The sequence below is a fragment of the Nitrospira sp. ND1 genome, from assembly GCF_900170025.1.
In the GTDB taxonomy this organism is placed as follows: domain Bacteria; phylum Nitrospirota; class Nitrospiria; order Nitrospirales; family Nitrospiraceae; genus Nitrospira_A.
The window spans coordinates 2,543,531-2,560,750 of record NZ_FWEX01000006.1; the positions used below are offsets into that span (position 1 = coordinate 2,543,531).

Annotated in this window: 16 protein-coding genes and 1 pseudogene; 11 read left to right on the top strand and 6 right to left on the bottom strand. The window is 59.4% G+C overall.

All coding sequences use genetic code 11. The annotated features are described in order from the left end of the window. Nucleotides 1-51 precede the first annotated feature (51 nt). The gene (locus NSND_RS16970; protein WP_080880121.1) at nucleotides 52-1,614 is read left to right on the top strand and encodes a DEAD/DEAH box helicase; all 1,563 of its coding nucleotides are present in this window, start codon (nucleotides 52-54) and stop codon (nucleotides 1,612-1,614) included. An 82-nt stretch (nucleotides 1,615-1,696) separates the two neighbouring features. Further along, the gene (locus NSND_RS16975) at nucleotides 1,697-2,251 is read left to right on the top strand and encodes an AAA family ATPase (protein ID WP_080880122.1); all 555 of its coding nucleotides are present in this window, start codon (nucleotides 1,697-1,699) and stop codon (nucleotides 2,249-2,251) included. A gap of 174 nt (nucleotides 2,252-2,425) precedes the next feature. Here the strand turns inward: NSND_RS16975 and NSND_RS21360 are convergent, their stop codons facing one another. The 4 genes and pseudogenes from NSND_RS21360 to NSND_RS16990 form a co-directional block, all read right to left on the bottom strand. Next, complete coding sequence (locus NSND_RS21360) at nucleotides 2,426-2,596, bottom strand: hypothetical protein (RefSeq protein ID WP_013250136.1); 171 nt, start codon at nucleotides 2,594-2,596, stop codon at nucleotides 2,426-2,428. A 482-nt stretch (nucleotides 2,597-3,078) separates the two neighbouring features. Beyond that, nucleotides 3,079-4,707: a peptide chain release factor 3 gene (locus NSND_RS16980; protein ID WP_080880123.1), complete on the bottom strand. Its 1,629-nt coding sequence runs from the start codon at nucleotides 4,705-4,707 to the stop codon at nucleotides 3,079-3,081. Nucleotides 4,708-5,087: 380 nt separating this feature from the next. Further along, nucleotides 5,088-6,509: pseudogene (locus tag NSND_RS16985) on the bottom strand (IS1182 family transposase). A 303-nt stretch (nucleotides 6,510-6,812) separates the two neighbouring features. Further along, entirely contained in the window at nucleotides 6,813-7,118 is a 306-nt protein-coding gene (locus NSND_RS16990) for a hypothetical protein (RefSeq protein WP_080880124.1), read from the bottom strand. Nucleotides 7,119-7,434: 316 nt separating this feature from the next. Here NSND_RS16990 and NSND_RS16995 point away from each other — a divergent pair, with 316 nt between their 5' ends. From NSND_RS16995 to NSND_RS17015, 6 genes are all read left to right on the top strand, one after another. Further along, entirely contained in the window at nucleotides 7,435-10,560 is a 3,126-nt protein-coding gene (locus NSND_RS16995) for a DUF3427 domain-containing protein (RefSeq protein WP_080880125.1), read from the top strand. A 75-nt stretch (nucleotides 10,561-10,635) separates the two neighbouring features. After that, nucleotides 10,636-10,860, top strand: coding sequence for a hypothetical protein (locus tag NSND_RS21065; RefSeq protein WP_143833601.1), 225 nt, complete (start codon nucleotides 10,636-10,638; stop codon nucleotides 10,858-10,860). 72 nt (nucleotides 10,861-10,932) lie between these two features. Next, entirely contained in the window at nucleotides 10,933-11,151 is a 219-nt protein-coding gene (locus NSND_RS17000; RefSeq protein WP_080880126.1) for a VF530 family protein, read from the top strand. Between the two features lie 80 nt (nucleotides 11,152-11,231). Continuing rightward, nucleotides 11,232-11,774, top strand: a complete 543-nt coding sequence (locus tag NSND_RS17005) for a YaeQ family protein (RefSeq protein ID WP_080880127.1) — start codon at nucleotides 11,232-11,234, stop codon at nucleotides 11,772-11,774. Between the two features lie 240 nt (nucleotides 11,775-12,014). After that, the gene (locus NSND_RS17010; RefSeq protein ID WP_080880128.1) at nucleotides 12,015-12,404 is read left to right on the top strand and encodes a translation initiation factor; all 390 of its coding nucleotides are present in this window, start codon (nucleotides 12,015-12,017) and stop codon (nucleotides 12,402-12,404) included. Between the two features lie 6 nt (nucleotides 12,405-12,410). After that, complete coding sequence (locus NSND_RS17015) at nucleotides 12,411-13,526, top strand: DNA alkylation repair protein (RefSeq protein WP_080880129.1); 1,116 nt, start codon at nucleotides 12,411-12,413, stop codon at nucleotides 13,524-13,526. 15 nt (nucleotides 13,527-13,541) lie between these two features. Here NSND_RS17015 and NSND_RS17020 read toward each other — a convergent pair whose 3' ends face one another. Both NSND_RS17020 and NSND_RS17025 read right to left on the bottom strand, forming a co-directional pair. After that, nucleotides 13,542-14,150 carry a short chain dehydrogenase gene (locus tag NSND_RS17020; RefSeq protein WP_080880130.1) on the bottom strand — a complete coding sequence of 203 codons (609 nt, stop codon included), beginning with the start codon at nucleotides 14,148-14,150 and terminating at the stop codon, nucleotides 13,542-13,544. Nucleotides 14,151-14,216: 66 nt separating this feature from the next. Beyond that, nucleotides 14,217-14,531, bottom strand: coding sequence for a hypothetical protein (locus NSND_RS17025; protein WP_080880131.1), 315 nt, complete (start codon nucleotides 14,529-14,531; stop codon nucleotides 14,217-14,219). A gap of 598 nt (nucleotides 14,532-15,129) precedes the next feature. Here NSND_RS17025 and NSND_RS17030 point away from each other — a divergent pair. The 3 genes from NSND_RS17030 to NSND_RS17040 all read left to right on the top strand — a co-directional run bounded on the left by NSND_RS17030 (nucleotide 15,130) and on the right by NSND_RS17040 (nucleotide 17,212). Then, complete coding sequence (locus NSND_RS17030; RefSeq protein WP_080880132.1) at nucleotides 15,130-16,074, top strand: IS110 family RNA-guided transposase; 945 nt, start codon at nucleotides 15,130-15,132, stop codon at nucleotides 16,072-16,074. 155 nt (nucleotides 16,075-16,229) lie between these two features. Further along, nucleotides 16,230-16,679, top strand: a complete 450-nt coding sequence (locus tag NSND_RS17035) for a hypothetical protein (RefSeq protein WP_143833602.1) — start codon at nucleotides 16,230-16,232, stop codon at nucleotides 16,677-16,679. A 56-nt stretch (nucleotides 16,680-16,735) separates the two neighbouring features. Then, a complete protein-coding gene (locus tag NSND_RS17040; RefSeq protein ID WP_080880134.1) occupies nucleotides 16,736-17,212 on the top strand; it encodes an RHS repeat protein in 477 nt (158 codons plus the stop codon). The last annotated feature ends 8 nt before the right edge of the window (nucleotides 17,213-17,220 follow it).

The window sequence follows — 17,220 nt, forward strand, 5'->3', positions numbered from 1 at the left end:
GGTGAGACTGAGTTCCAATGAGTCACGGCGACGGAGAGGATCTGTGTTGAGATGGCGGTGACGCTCGCACCATGGAAAGCCGTGCTGCGGGACTGGCAGGCGAGGGCGGTCGCCGATGTGTTGGCGCAGCCGCGCGAGGACTACCTCGTCACCGCGACGCCTGCGGCCGGGAAAACACGCTTCGCGCTCCGGATCGCCCATCAGTATCTCGCCGATCGGGCCGCAAGTCGTGTCCTGGTGATCTGCCCGACGAATCATCTTCGAACGCAGTGGGCTTCCGCGGCGGGGCAGGTCGGCATTCAGCTCGATCCGGCGCTCTCGAATGAGCAGGCCTGCGAGGCGCGTGACTATCACGGCGCGGTTGTGACCTATCAGCAAGTCTGTCTGGCGCCGGAAGTGTTCCGGCGCGCCTGCCGCAGTCGCAAAACTCTCGTCATCCTCGATGAGTTGCACCATGCCGGTGACGGTAAGGATTGGGGCAAAGCGCTGCGCGAATCCTTCGGCGAAGCGGTCTTTCGTCTGGCGCTGTCCGGCACTCCCTTCCGCTCGGATAATAACCCGATTCCCTTCGTGCGATATGAGCAGGGCGAAAGCCAGGCGGATTTCACCTATGGGTATTCGCATTCGATTCGTGACGGGGTCTGTCGCCCGATTCTGTTCCCGAGTTACGAAGGCGAACTGACCTGGTTGTCGGACGGGCGTGAGCATCGGGCCACCTTCGAAGACGGGTTAACCTTCGAACGCCAGCGGGAACGGCTCAAGACCGCGTTGCTTCAGGAGACATGGCTGGGCCCGGTCTTGAGCGACGCCCATGCCGAGTTGCAGCGGTTGCGCAAGCAGGAACAGGCGGATGCGGGCGGGTTGATCGTGACCATGAATCAGGACCATGCGCGGCAGGTGGCGGACCTGGTTCTGAAGCTCACGGGCACACGCGCGCTCGTAGCGGTGTCCGACGATCCATCCGCCTCGAAGACCATCGAAACCTTTGCGCATCACAAGCAGCAACAGTGGCTGGTGGCGGTGAATATGGTGAGCGAAGGCGTCGATATTCCTCGCCTGCGGGTCGGTGTGTATGCGACCAACGTGTTGACCGAGATGTATTTCCGCCAGGTCGTCGGGCGGTTTGTGCGGATGCAGGATAAGGTGCCGAAACCGCAACGGGCCTGGCTCTATCTGCCGAAGGATGCCACGCTGGTGCATTATGCCAAGCGCATCAAGGTCGAGCGCGATCACGTCCTCGAAGAGATCATGCCGGCGGTGCAACGGACACTCTTCGGCACGGCGGCCACCTCGCTCAAGGAGTACATTCCCCTCAACGGCGTGGCCAGGCTCGATGCCTTGATCGGTGCGGACGAGGGTGATTCGGCGGGTGACGGCAAGGGGCAGCCGGAACCGGCGGTCGCGTTGCATGACCAGAAAAACACCTTGCGGGACAAACATCGCTCTCTGGTCGGGGCGGTGGCGCGGAAGTGCGGGATGGATCATCGGCAGCTGAATGCGGAGTTGATCAAGCGGACAGGCGGCCGGGTCGATCAGGCGACCATCCCGCAACTGGAGCGACGGATCGCCCTGCTGGAAAAGTGGCGTGATTCCGGCTTCGACAAGAAGCGCTGAGCGGCTGAAGTGTGGTAATGATGGCAGGCTCCATCGGCGGATGTGCGATTTCGTTGAATATTGATGTGAGAGGAAGGCAACCATGGCTGGGAAACAAGTGGCGCGCCGGACGAGTGCGGTCGCCAAGAAGATCACGAAGCAGGCGGTGAAAAAATCAGGAACGAAAAAAGCGGCGCCTGCGCGCCGCGCAAAGACGCCTCGCGCCAAGCGGCCGTCCGTGGCGGTGGTGGTGCTGTCCGGTTCCACTCCGCTTCGCCGGAACAAGGCGGCGGAGTTGGTGGCGGAAGAACTGCAATTGGATCTGGCAAAGGTGAACCTGGCTTCGGTGGTCAGCCGTCAGGTCGGTGAGACGGAGAAGAACATCAACAGGGTGTTCGATGAGGCGGAACGGAGCGGATCGATTCTCTTCTTCGACGGCGCGGATGCGCTGTTCGGCACGGGCCGGGCGGGCAAGGCGGGCACCAGTCACTCGACCGCTGCCGGGGCGGCCCATCTGCTACAACGCATCGAGGATCATAACGGCCTGGTCATTCTCACGACCAACGGGAAAAGCCGGATCGATCAAGCCTTGTCGCGGCAAGCGAAGGTGTCCGTGATGGTGGGCATCAAGAAGAAGCCAAAGAAGAAGACGGCCTGACGAGTCGTTCTCTCAATGGTTGTTCGAGAAGCGATGTCACGAGCACAGGATGCTCAAAAAGGCTGCTCAGCAAGGCCGCAGCGAGCGAGGGGCCGAGGCGTACCCTCGGGGTACGTTGAGGGTCCGAGCGATGCGAGAACGCGGCTGACAGACTTTTTCAGCATCCTGTGAGGATTATTCCGTTTCTTCGCTGGCCTCCAGACACTTCGTGCACTGTTCCAGATCGGGCACGCCATGGGCGCTGCAGAAGTGCCGATGGCAGAGGCCGCAGAGCATAAAGGTCATCTTGATGCGGTCTTCCGCTTCGCAGTAGTAACAGTTTTTTGCGGTTCTTGCCTTCGGCATGGTCCTTCTCCTCGAAACATGTGTCGGTTCAATTACCAGTCATTGAGTGAGTGCACGAGTCGCATTCCGTCGGCGTCAGTGCGCTTCGCCGTTTCATGCCGATGATCGGGCATGAGGGCGGCAGGACCTGAAACCATGACAGGGGGCGGGCAAGGCACCTAGGCCGAGTTAGCCTGAGGCGCTAAGGGCAGCTAGAGGTGTGATCGTGCTCGCGTTCACCATTCCACAGGGTCGGCCGGCACTCCCGTGGACTGATGCTCCTTATAACACATTTTGCCGATCGTCGGCTTGGCCCTGACCGGGCGGCCGCCGGCGGCGTTCTGCACATCTGTGAATCGTGAAGCGTATCTCGTCAGGGACGCCCACTCTCGATTTCCGGCCATGTGCGATGAACTCTATGCCATACGCTCTTTTCTGCGGACGAGAGACGAACGACGTTTCACGAACGACGGACTAGGAGGACGGCCTTTTTGCGCATCCTGCTATTGTGCCGAGGTCTGCTCGACTTCTTCCCTCAACAGAAACTTGATCGACGGGTTCGATTTGATGCAATAGGCCAGCAGGTGTTCGGTGGTGAACAACATGACGCCGCGGCCTTGCTGGTCGACGAGCCGGATGGTGTCGGACGGCCAGTAGACGGCCGAAATCGTGGCGGGATCACCGACGATCCAGCGGGCCAGCGCATGGGGCAGGCGCTCCACGGATGTCTTTACCCCATACTCATTCTCCAGGCGAGACATCACGACGTCGAACTGCAATTCACCCACCGCGGCCAGCACCGGTTCGCGGCGCACGTGGTCCGGTGAATAAAAGATCTGCATGACCCCTTCTTCTTCCAGCTGCTTGAGCCCCTTCTGAAACTGCTTGTGCTTCGAAATATCCTGTGTGCGCAACAGGCCGAAACATTCCGGCGCAAAGTGCGGAATCGGATCGAAGGTCAGCGCGGGATCGGAGGTCAGGGTATCGCCGATCGTGAACAGGCCGGGGTTTACCAACCCGACGACATCGCCGGGGTAGGCTTCGTCGATCGTTTCGCGGTCGCGGCCGAACAGGCGATGGGGGCGTGTCATCCGGATCTTGCGGCCCAGCCTGGCGTGATGGACCATCATGTCTTTTTCGAAGCGGCCGGAGCAGATGCGGAGGAAGGCCATGCGGTCGCGATGCTGCGGGTCCATGTTCGCCTGAATCTTGAACACGAAGCCGGAGAACGCTTCGTCGGTCGGTTGTATCAATCCCTGGGCCGTCTGGCGCGGTCCGGGAGGCGGCGCTAGTTTGGTAAAGGCATCCAGGAACGGCCCGACGCCGAAGTTGGTCAACGCGCTGCCGAAGAAGACCGGCGTCAGTTCACCCGCGAGGAACCGGTCGCGATCGAAGGATGTGCCTGCCCCCGTCAACAGTCCGATCTCTTCCTGCAGGGGCCCGTAGGCATCGCCGAGGGTTTCCGCCAGTTTCGGATTCGGAAAGGCCTCGACCGTCATCGGCGCGCGCCGTTGATTGTGTGCCGTACGCTGGAAGAACAGCACCTGGCGGTGTTGGAAATCGTACAGGCCTTGAAAGCCTGACCCTTCGCCGATCGGCCAATTGAAGGGCACCGCCGTCATCCCTAGGGTTCGCTCGATTTCATCCAGCAGGTCGAATGGATGGCGTCCCGGCTGGTCCATCTTGTTGATGAAGGTCAGGATCGGGATGCCACGCTTGCGGCAGACGGCGAAGAGTTTCTTGGTCTGCGGCTCGATACCTTTGGCGCCGTCCAGCACCATGACGGCGCTGTCCACGGCCATGAGTGTGCGATATGTGTCTTCGCTGAAGTCCTGGTGGCCTGGCGTGTCGAGCAGGTTGACCCGCGCGCCCTGATAGTCGAACTGCAGCATGGTGGAGGTAATCGAAATGCCGCGCGCCTGCTCCAATTCCATCCAGTCGGACTTGGCTTGACGCTGGCTGGAGCGCGCTTGCACCGCGCCGGCCAGGTGCACCGCGCCGGCATAGAGCAGCAGCTTTTCGGTCAAGGTGGTTTTTCCGGCGTCCGGATGGGAAATGATCGCAAACGTGCGCCGTCGCAGCACTTCGCGCCGCAATTCATCGGCCGCGGATTTCTCAACCGGCAGGGACATAGCTCTTCTCTTTGTGGTTAGGGGAAGCCAACGGGACAGGGGATCAGGGCATCGCCTGGCGTCGCTGGGTGATAACTCTTTCTTTTATCAGTCGGAGTGGGGTGGCGGCAAGGAGGGGGAGAGGGGCGTGCAGTCGGGCGCTCCTATGCTCGCGCAACGCGCGGCCTCAGAAGGCCCTCGTTGGACGCGCGCACTCAGGAGCACCCGACTGCACGCCCTGGGTGAGGGGTAGGAGGGGATTCAGTTGGACGGCGCGCAGTGGGAGATCAACCAGCCCCCATCCCTAGGAGCCTGTCTGACATTGATGGAAGAGAAGCCTGTTCTTCACCGGTGAGTCCGTTTGTGTTCGGCGGCACCTGGATCGGCACAGAGCCCTCCCGCTAGTGCCGTCCTCTCCGGGTCACCTTCCGACTGCCGCTCAGGGCCCGCAGCCCGTCCCCGGGGCGTCGGCATCGACAGCGCAGGGCGGTCCAGAGCTTGAGCACATTGTGTGTGGTACAGATCAGCGCCCATTCCCCGCGCACCTGCCGCATCCCGCGTAGCAAGAATTGTCGATAGCCGCGGCCCTGCTTAATCTGGCCAAAGACCGGCTCGATAATCGCTTTGCGCCGGGCATAGAGCCATCGACCGTGCGTCGTGCGGAGCGTGCGGCGCATCCGGTCAGCCACCGACAGACCCGCTGGCAGTCGGCCTCGGGGCGCGGCCGGCACCACCGGGCCGTGAAGCTGGCGATCAGGCGGGATAAGCGGTGTACAGCCCAGCGCCGTGAGGGCCGCGACATTCGCCTCGCTGAAATATCCCGTATCCATACTCACGGTCCGGGGGACCTGCGCCGTATTCGCCAGCACCTGGGTCAACATTGGTTGCGCTTGTTGTTTGTCATTGGCTTCATCGGTGACGTCGGCCGCGACAATGATCTGCGCCTGTGCATCGACGGCCGCTTGGCAGTTGTACCCTTGCACGACACTCCCCTTGGCATCCGACGCCGGCATGATCCGACTCTCCGGATCGGTGAAGTTGCGCTGGGCCTTCGGATGAGGCACCGAGCGGGGCGGCTGCGGGGGCCGTCCCCGGCGCGGTCCTTCTGTCTCGCGAACCGCGCGGGCCGCCTGCTTGAGGGTGGCCTCGGCCTGGGCCTCCTGCTACAACACCGCCTTGGCCGCCTGAATGGTTTCCAGCCGCTGCTCCCGACGTGCCAGCTCGGCGGGCAGTTCATCACCCCGCCGGTCCGGGCCATACGCCGCATCATCCCGCGCATCGGCAGCCTCCGCCTGCTTGAGCAGGGCCGCCACCTCCGCCTGCAGCCGCGCCTCTTCCGTCACCATCCGTCCGTAGCTCATCGCCTTGTGCTTCGACGCATTGGCCTTGACCTTCGTGCCATCCAGCGCAATGTGGCCCAGCTTGACCATGCCCGCCCGCTGGCAGAGCTGGAGCACCTGGACAAACAGATCCGCCAGCGCAGGCAGATGCTGCATCCGAAAATCACTGAGCGTCCGGAAGTCCGGCCGCTGATTCGCCGCCAGGACGCGAAACGCCACATCCTCCTCCAGCTTCCTGGCAATCTGCCGCGAGGCCGGAATCCCGACGGCGTACGCATACAGCAGCACCTTCACCAGCAGCTGGGGATGATACGGCGCCGTGCCGCGCGTCACCCCGCCATAGGTGGCGAGGATGGGCTGCAGGTTCAGTTCCTCCACCACATCGGCCAGGAAGTACGCCAAGTGATCCTCCGGCAACCAGTCACGCGGCGACGGCGGCAACAGCCACAGCTCATCGGGGTCATAGGAACGAAAGGTGCGCATCGTCATCGCAGGGCCTCCTCTGGTGTGGCTCGGTGTTCGTACCGGTACACGATTCGGAGGGGCTTGCCAAGAAATTTCTGGAGGGCAATGTCGGACAGGCTCCTAGGGAGAATTGGAAATTGAGAAAATGGGGAATGCGCGCGATCGGAATATGCTCGTCCCATGCGCGCAGTGAGAGCCGCCCCGACCCCTCCCCCCTTGGGTTGGTAGAGCGTTGGACGCGCGCAGTTTGGGGACCACCCAGGCTGTCCGACCTGGGAAGAGTAGAAGTGAGAAGGTCGGAAGGAAGTCAGAGATGGGCTGTTATTTGCCCAGTGGATTGGTCAGCGCGCCTTTCGCGCCTTCCTTGACCCCTTTGACGTCTTCTTTCACCTGACCCACGCCCTGCTTGGTCTTGTCGATGTCCAGCTTCTTGGCGTCTTCTTTCGTTTGGGTCGCATCGGTCTTGAGTTTGCCTGTGGCTTCCGTCAGCGACTTGCCCGTGCCTTTCATCGCCTCTTTGCCTTCGGCTACAAGGCCATCGGCGAGGGCTGATGGCAGAAACGACAAAACCGAGCTTGCCCCGAGACCGGCGGCGACTGCGATGGCGACGATCAATGATTTCTGCATGACAACCCTCCTTGGTTTGTGGAGATCATTCACGGCATGGGGGATTCGGGAAGTGTGCACATGGTCGGCATGTTTAAGCCAATGCCAGGCTTTCGTGCGGGCACTATAACAGGATAGCCGAAGTTTTGTTTCGCGACCTTATTTAGGCAGGTAAAGCATGGACCTGCCGTCTCCGGAAACATAGAATGCCACCGTTCATTCATCCGGCGATGGATCAATGGGCATTTTGAATAGGAAGCGCGATCAAATCTCTTGCAGAAACATTTTTGATCAGCTCATGGCGTATCCATAGTGTTCCGCAAGACTGCTATCAGCAATGCAATTACCCGATGGGCTCTACGACCAGCTAATTACTGAATCGGTGGCGCAGTTAATTGCTGGCCTTCCAGACTCGTCTGGGCACACCTGTTCAATACTACCTTTGGAAGAAGTATCAGAGCGAATCGCGGACGCTCTCGCCAGACAAGTGACGCGGTTGCTGGATGAACTCGGCGGGCAGGGGGCAGAGAAGGCAAAACGACAGCTCGATCTCGTGAACGCACTGCTGGTTCACCTTAGGCAGCAGGCCGCAGGAGGTGTGGACCCGCTGGTCGAGCCACCTCAGATACTCCGAGCCATTCATAGCATCGGAGCTGCACCGGAAGCTCCAGCGACCGGACTCGCTATCCCTTGGCTGTTTACTGCGGGCAAAGGTTACCCATCCCTTCTGACAGAGCTTCGCCGTGAGATCGCTTGCTGCGACCAAGTGGACATCTTGGTGAGCTTCATCACAGTGGCGGGAGTTCGAAAGTTGTTCGACATTCTCCAGACGGCTACAGCCGTGAGCGCTGTGGGCCAGCCCCGAACGCGACTCCGAATCCTCACGACCACATACACTGGTGCGACTGAGATGGAAGCGCTGGATTATTTCGCACGCTTGCCAGGCTGCGAAATCAAGGTTTCCCTCGATGGAAGACGGACACGTCTCCACGCAAAAGCATGGATATTTCATCGCAAAACGAGGTTTGGCTCGGCCTATGTCGGCAGTGCCAATCTATCAGGCTCGGCGCTGCTCGGAGGACTGGAGTGGACGGTCAAATTCACGGAGCAAGGGCAGGCTGGGCTATTTGCTCGCGCGAAGGCGCACTTCGAGACACTTTGGAACGACGGTGAATTCCAGCAATACGATGCGGCAAACCCGGAGCATCGCTCTGAACTCTCGCGCGCCCTTAAGCGGGAGGCGGGTGACCAGATTTGTGCCTCAACTACATTCTTCGACCTTCAGCCCAAGGACTATCAGAAGGACATGCTGGAGCAACTCACGCTGGAGAGGGAGCATGGTAGGTTTCGCAACCTCATTGTTGCCGCGACGGGCACAGGCAAGACAGTAGTTGCGGCGTTTGACTACCGTGCAGCATGCCAAGCTATGGGCGGACGTCCCCGGTTGTTATTCGTCGCCCATCGTCAAGAGATTCTGATGCAAGCTCGGCGAACTTATCGCGAGGTGCTGCGTGACCATTCCTTTGGTGAGATGTTGGGGGGTGGTTCTGAGCCGCAGAGCTACGACCACCTATTCGCCACCATCGACAGTGTGTGTGCACGCGACCTGGTCGCAAGATGCGGACCCGATTATTGGAACACAGTCGTGGTTGATGAATGTCACCGGTTGGCGGCGGACCGTTTCGATATGTTCGCGAAAGCGGTTTTCCCCAAGGTGATGCTCGGCCTAACTGCCACACCGGAACGTTCAGATGGGAAACCAATCTTTTCCTACTTCGACAATCGCCCCGATGGTTCGCCTGCCGTTGAGTTACGCCTCTGGCATGCGCTGGACCTCCAACTACTCAGCCCGTTCGAGTATTACGGCTGCGACGATGACACCGACTTTTCGGAAGTGCCTTGGGACAAACCTGGTGAGCGAGAAGTCATTGATAACCTCGTGACGGGGAATGACACCCGTGCGAGACTCATCGTTAACGAATGGCAGCGACTGACTGGCAACCCCAGACGGAGCAAGGCCCTTGTCTTCTGCGTGAGCGTGGCACATGCTGAATTCATGGCGCGCAAGTTTAACGAGGCCGGGCTGCCTTCGCTCTGTATCGTTGGCTCGACCGATGCAGATGCCCGCCGCCAAGGGCCAGAACGGTTAGCGCGTGGAGAACTCTGTGCACTCGTGACGTGCGACCTCTACAACGAGGGCGTAGACCTGCCTTCGGTTGACACACTGTTGTTGCTTCGCCCCACACAAAGCCCCGTGCTCTTTCAGCAGCAGATTGGACGTGGATTGCGTCTTCATGAGGGCAAGCAAAGCTGTCTTATCTTGGACTTTGTCGGCCGATACCGCGAAGAGTTTCGGTTCGACCGTTTGCTTTCGGCGATTACCGGACTATCGCGCGGCCAGTTGAGTGAATCAGTGGAGAAGGGATTTAGTTCGCTTTCACCTGGCTGCCTCATTCAGCTGCAACAATTCACTAAAGAGCAGATCCTTCGGAATCTGCGGACCGCCATGAACCAATCGTGGCGACGACTTCGCGGGGAGCTTCAGAGTTATGCTGCCCTCCGTGGACGGACGGCTGTCAATCTCGGGGATTTCCTGCGCGAGCAGACAGTACAGCTCCATGAAATTTATCGCAGCCATGGCCGTAGTGGCTGGACTGCCTTGCGGCGCGACGCGGAGCTAATAACCACACCTGAAGGTCCAGAGGACGAATATTTGGGCCGCCGCTTCTCGGAACTGTTGCACTGCAATGACCCCGAACAAACGGACCTTGTTGTTCGCATCAGCGAACCTACCGTGCAATATCATACCCTCAGTGACCGCGAGCGTTGTCGACTTCAAATGCTCGCATATCAGATCGACGGCCAGCATCACCAGGCAGGTACTGGCGAAGCCTTCCTCGCCAGACTCTCACAGGCGCCAGAAATCCACGCTGAACTTGGCGAACTGGGTGGGGTTCTTCGGGCGAAAGGCACTCTACGCTTCCGCCCGGTACCGGGGCTAACCGATGTGCCGTTGTGCCTTCACGCAAGCTACGGCATTCGTGAAATACTAACCGCAGTCGGTTGGCTGACCGCAGAAAAGAGAATTCCCTTCCAAGCGGGTGTACTTCCCCTGCAAAACCGGAAGGTGGAACTGCTGTTTGTTACTCTCGACAAGTCAGAGGGTTTCCACGATCGAATCGCCTACCGTGATTACGCCATCAGCAGTGAACGATTTCACTGGCAAAGCCAGAATTCAGCCGGGCCTGATACGCCAGCCGGTCGGCGTTATCTTGAGAGCCCCGGAAATGGCTGGTCATTCCAACTCTTCGTCCGTCGAAGCAAAGGGGATCCCTATCGGGCTTGTGGTCCGGTGATGATCGAGAAGGCAGAAGGAGAAAAACCGATGTCCATAGAATGGAAACTCGGGGTACTGCTTCCGGTCCATCTGTTTCAAGAATTCAGCATCCTCAGGGAGCAGTAATACGCACTTTGAATAGCTGGAGAGAGCGGAAGTGTTTTCTCCCAGATTGGCTTTTCTTAATAATGTGGAGGGTACATGCCAACTAATGGCGAAAGGGCAGAACGCGGCAGGGAGGTTCTTGCAATGTATGCGATGCGGTTTGGTGACCCTCATGATCCAAGAAGCAACTTGGTTGATGTGTTGACGGATCTTATGCATCTGGCAGCGAGAGAGGCTGAGTTAGGTCTGGAATTTGACAGTAGCTTAAAAATGGCACAATTTCACTTTGAGGCCGAAGCAGAGGAATGCCTGGATACTTGACGAGTTGAAATTAGGGACCCCTCTCCGCATAGAAATGCTGCTGAACCTTCTAAGATGGTCTGACATACGCCTATGACTACTTCCCATCCCCGCGATCCTTTACACGGTGTGACGCTGGAGACCATTGTGACGACCCTGGTTGAACGCCACGGGTGGCCTGAGTTAGCGCGTCGTCTTCCGGTACGTTGTTTCCTCAACAATCCGAGCGTCAAATCGAGCCTCACATTTCTCCGCAAGACGCCTTGGGCGCGCGAGCGGGTGGAGGGGATGTATATCGCGGAACTGCCCTGACCTTGAACTGTCCGCTTCCACCGGTCCAATAACCTGGTTTCTTCAATCTGAACGCTCCACAGAAGGACATCGCCGTCCACATGGCCCCGAACGCGACGATCTTCAAGGCCCTCCTCCACATCGCCGATGTGGAGCGCCACTATTACGAAGATCATACAGTGACCCTTGCGCAGCATCCGTCGGAAACCGACGAGCGGATGATGGTGCGTTTGCTGGCCTTTGCAATGCATGCACATGAGGCCTTGTCGTTCGGTCGCGGGCTCAGCACTGAAGATGAGCCCGCGCTCTGGCAAAAGGATTTGACCGGTCTCATCGAGTTGTGGATCGAGGTGGGCCTGCCGGATGAAAAGGCTCTCCGCCAGGCCTGCGGTCGCGCCAAACAGGTCTGCGTCTACAGCTATGGCGGTCGTGCTGCGGACCAATGGTGGAAAGAGAATCTGGCTGCGCTTGAGCGGTTGAAGAATCTCACCGTGATGAACCTCTCGCTGGAGGGAAGCCGGGCTCTGGCCGAGCTTGCGCAGCGCAACATGGAACTGCATTGCACCATTCAAGACGGGCAGCTGTTGATCGGCGACGGGACGAATGCCGTGCAGATTGAATTGATGACCCTGAAGGAAGCGTGAAAGGTGAAACGTAAAACGTGAAGCGTATCTCGTTGTGGACAAGAGCGTCTGGCGTATGGCGTGGGGGAATATGAGCCTATAGCGTCTGGCTGATGACGGGAGGATGAGATCTGCGGCCCTGGCTCCTCGCTCTCAGCAATCAACCATTCGCTCTTCGCTTCTGACTCCTGCTATGAGCTATACGCCATAGGCGCTTTTCTGCGAACGAGAGACGAACGACAAGTTCTGGAGCCTGATGACATGAACAAGAAACGTATTCCCACAGACGGTGAGCCGGTCCCGTGGAAGAGTCCGTTTGCGGCGTTGAAGAATGTGGAGCTGCCGCCGACTCCACCGCGAGACAAGACGGAACGCCCCGCCATGGCTTCCTCAAGCCAAGCGAAGAACCGTGGCCGGGTAGATATCATCCGGCAAACCGCGCATCGCGGCGGCAAGACGGTGACGGTCGTCACGGGATTTGCCGGTATCGGTCAGGAGGAGAAAGAGCAACTGGCGAAAGAAATGCAGAAGGCCTGCGGCGTCGGGGGCACGGTGAAGGAAGGGCGGATCGAAATCCAAGGCGATAGGCGCAATGACGTGGCGCGCATTCTGACGAAAGCCGGCTTCCGGCCGGTCTTTGCCGGCGGGTGAGATCTCATGGCTGAACCGCTCAAGAATAGTTTCGGGGCCGATGTTCCGCGCACCATCGCCAGGATGATTGCCGCCGTCTTTCCTCGATTCGACGAGCCGGCGTTCGTCCGGTCGGTGCTGGACGGGTATGACGCGCTCGAACTCATGCCGCGTGGCCGGAAGATCGCGCAGGAACTGCGCCGCTTCATGCCGGACGACTATGAGAAGGCGGTCGAGATTCTGTTGGCGTCGCTCGACCGGAAACCGGAGCGAACCGTTGCCCAGGGGATGGGTGGCTTTTTGTTTCTTCCGCACGTGTTTTTTGTGGCCGACTACGGACTCGACCACTTCGAAGCCTCCATGCGTGCACAATATGTGCTGACGCAGCGCTTCACGGCCGAATTCAGCATTCGCCGGTATCTGGAGCGGCACCAGGCGGCGACGCTGGCGCGCCTCGCTGAATGGACGACTGACCCCAGCGAGGATGTGCGTCGCCTGGTGTCGGAAGGCACGCGCCCCCGGCTGCCCTGGGCTTCCCGGTTACGCGCCTTTCAGGCCGATCCGCGTCCCGTGCTCGCCTTGCTGGAGCGACTGAAAGATGACCCGTCGCTCTATGTGCGTCGAAGTGTGGCGAATAGTCTAAACGACATCGGCAAGGACCATCCGGCCTTGCTTGTGGAGACATCCAAGCGGTGGATGCGGGACGCGACGGAAGAGCGTCGGTGGATCATCCGCCATGCGTTGCGGTCGGCGGTGAAGCGAGGTGATTCCGGCGCGCTCGGACTATTGGGATTCGGGGAGGCGCCACGTGTCTCGCTGGAGAGGGTGCGCATCACGCCGCGTCGCCCCGCGATCGGTTCCGCTGTGACATTGACCTTCGACATCGCCGGCCGCGCCGTTCGTGCGCAACGGCTCCTGGTGGATCTGCGCGTCCACTATGTGAAGGCACACGGCGCGACCGGTCCAAAAGTGTTCAAGTTGAAGGCGGTCGATCTGGCTCCGCGCGGCGTAGTGCCGTTCAGCAAACGCCTCTCGCTCGCGCAATTGACGACAAGAACGCATTATCCCGGGCGACACGCGGTTGAGGTGTTGATCAATGGCCAGGCGTATCCGCTGGGAACGTTCGAGCTCACGGATCGATAACAACCGCAGTCGTGTTTACCTGCCCGCGTGTTTCCTCGGATCGATCACCTGCCCCGTCATCGTGCCTTCCACACTGGCGAGATAACATTGCGCGACCGTCTCAGCCGGCAGGCCGATCGACGGGTCCATGCCTCTGGCAATCAGTGTTTCCGTCACCCAGGGAGGGCTGACGACATTCACGCGCAGGCTTCGCGGCAGGTCGATGGCGGCGGCGCGGACGAACCCTTCCAATCCGGCATTGGCCATGCTGATCGCGCAGCTGCCTTTCATGGGTTCCTGGCTGAGCACGCCGCTGGTGAGCGTGAATGATCCATGGTTGGTCACGAACGGTCTGCCGATCCGCACGAGATTCGCCTGGCCCATCAGTTTGTTCTTCAGGCCGATGAAATAGTCGTCGTAGGTCAGGTCGTCCAGACTCGCGAACTTGGCGATCCCGGCGGTGCTCACGACTGCGTCGCAGGTACCGATGGTTTTGAAGAGGCTGGTGATGGAGTCCGGCGAGGCCAGATCCACCTGATACGTTCCCCTCTTGTGTCCCACCGTCACCACATCGTGCCGCGTCGAGAGTAGCCTTACGACGGCGGATCCGATGGTACCCGTTCCTCCGATCACAATCACCCGCATCCCGAACCTCCCTTGTTCATGAATGACCGAGTGTAGTCATGGGGCTCTGTGCGGCGCAAGAGTCGTTTACTCGGGACTGTCGATGACGTATTGCGCTCTGGCCGAGGATTCTGTGGCCGGCTGAATGTGGCGGCAAGGGGGAATGTCCGCCTGTAGGCGTCGCAAGAGCACGGTGATTTTCATGTTGGACGGAACCTCGCAGAGCCACACGTGCATGCCCGATTCGAGATCGTCGAAGTGTCGCTGGACGGAAAACCCGGGTTTCTCCATGAAATAGGCGGAGAGAAATCCGTTGATGGCCTGCACGGTCCAGGGATGGTCTTTGATATATCGGTAGGTGAGTTGAAGTTCTACGACCTGATTGACTGGCTCTGCATCCATGTGGGCGGTGCTCCTCGCTGAAGGTGACGGCGCACTCTAACAAATTTAGGAGGATCTTTTCCTGGTATGTCACTGCTTGCCTGAAGCGGCCCGATCCATCGCGCGGATCGTTGCGGGCGTCAAGACCTTAGTGGTCACGGCCGTTCAGCCGTATTGGCAGAGACGTGGATCCGTGGTAGAGCTGGGGCGTTGAATACAATGGAGTACGAACCCAAAGGGAATCAGGTCTTGCGATCGCACATGCCGCAATTCCCGTCGGACTCTGTGAGTCAGTGGCCGGCTGGGTTCTGCGCATTCTAAGCGCTCGCCGCTGGTGTCCTGGTGTGTTCACGGGCACAATCGGTACAATGCGCCACAGCGTGATGCGGGGTAACCGGGGTGGTTCACGAGGGGACTGTGCGATGGCAAGACCTTGTATCTGTAAAGGAGGTCTTGCATCATGGCACGACGGGAGCGGGACAGATCGCAAAGATCCGGGTCTGGAAGTCGGAAGACCGTGGGTCAGCTCGGGTCGTCCCGTTCCTCCGGTCACCAACCCGAACAGTTGAGAGGGCCTCGAGCCCGCATTGTGCAAGGACGGGCGACACGGAGGTGCACCATGAGCGCAGCCATCTTTGTCGGCATGGATATCTCGCAAGCCTGTGTCGATGTAGCGGTCCACCCCGGGACCGCCTTCCAGATTTCGCATGACGAACGAGGAATTGCAGAGGCGGTGGAGCGACTTTACGCGGTGCAGCCCACGTTGATTGTGCTCGAAGCGACGGGTGGCCTCGAAGTGCCGCTGGCGGGAGCGCTCGCGGCCGCCGCCTTACCGGTCGTCGTGGTCAATCCTCGGCAGGTGCGGGACTTTGCCCGGGCCACCGGGCAGCTCGCCAAGACCGATCGGCTTGATGCCCAGATCCTTGCGCGGTTCGCCGAGGCCATTCGGCCTCCGGTTCGTCCCGTACCGGATGAACAGACCCAGGCCTTGGCGGCCCTTGTGGCGCGTCGTCGGCAGCTGATCGAGATGCTCACCGCCGAAAAGAATCGGCTGCGCCTGGCGGCCCGGCCCATCCAGCAACGAGTGCAGGCGCACATCACCTGGCTGGAGAAGGAACTCGCCGCCACCAATACCGATCTCACGGCGACGATGTGCGAGAGTCCCGTGTGGCGCGAGAAAGACGAGGTGTTGCGGAGTGTGCCGGGTGTGGGCCCAGTCCTCACCACCACGCTCTTCGCCAACCTCCCTGAGTTGAGTACCTTGACGCGCAAAGAAGTGGCCGCGTTAGCGGGCGTCGCGCCGTTCCCACGTGACAGTGGGACGCTCAAAGGGCGGCACGCGATTGGGGGCGGCCGCGCCCACGTGCGAGCGGCCCTCTACATGGCGGCCTTGGTGGCCACACGAAGGAACCCGGTGATTCGCACGTTCTATCAGCGCCTCTGTCAGGCCGGGAAAGCAAAGAAGCTGGCGCTCACGGCCTGCATGCGGAAACTGCTCACGATTCTCAATGCCATGATAAAAAACCGAACCCCGTGGCGTGAATCGGTCAGTCAGCCCGCTTGATTTTTAAGACAGTTGCTGGCCCCATCTCTCTCAAACTTCCGCATTGACGCTATCAAGAAGGCTTTCAAGAAGTTATGAGGCTTTCCTTCGTTGGTCTGCTCAGCGTTTTCCATGTGTTAGTCTCCGCGGCTATATATGCACAGGAGCCTAGTTCTTTGAGCCTGTCCGTCTTCCTCTCGAAGAAAGGGAGCGAACGGTATTCGATAGAAATTCAATTGAAAAACACCTCCGATCAAAAGGCGACCGTACAAAATTTGGATCTTCCATGGATTCCTCCCAATGAAATGATTTTTGTGAACAAGGCATACCGATTGGATAAGGCACACACGCCGTTGGCAAAGTTTGGGCCTATGGCGGACTATATGCATGTTCCACACGTATTGGACCCAGGTCAAACGATTCGCGGTGCAATCGATTTGAACGTGGTGTTCCCAACTCTCGCAGAAGAGATAAGGAGGTTTGGAGTTACTGTTGAGTGGGCCTGCAGATCAAAGACGGTGGCGTTTCAGTGCCAAGAAGGGAGCGGTGGACAATTTACCATTCCACCAAAAAGCAAACGCAAATCAACTGCCCCTCATTCCCCAACCTTTCCATCGATGAAGTGACAGCCACCTACCCCTGTGCTGGGCTTTGCGTTCATTGCCTTCTCGTGCTTTGGTCTATGGAATGGCTTCAGCAAATAGATCACTTCCAGAGGTGGCTTGATCGATCCTTTGGACGCATCCGAGACCCCAAAGGCAATCTCACGCAGATCGCCTATGATGCCAAGGGCAACCCGCTCACCATCACCGACGCGCTGAACCAGGTGACCACGTTCACCTACAACCCTCAGGGCCTGCTCCTCACCACCAAGGATGCCCTCAATCAGACCACCACGTTCACCTACGACGCGCTGGGCCGACTGCTGACCACGACCGATCCGCTGAACCGCACGACCACGCTGACCTACGATGCGGCGGGCAACGTCGCGACCAGCACCGACGCCCTGAACCGGACGACCACGTTCACCTATGATGCAAAAAACCGCCTGGTCGAGATACGAGATACGAACGACGGGCGGACGACCTACACCTATGACGGGAACGGCAATTTGCTCACGAGAATCACGCCCAAGAACGAGACCATCAGCTTCGCCTAGGACGCCGT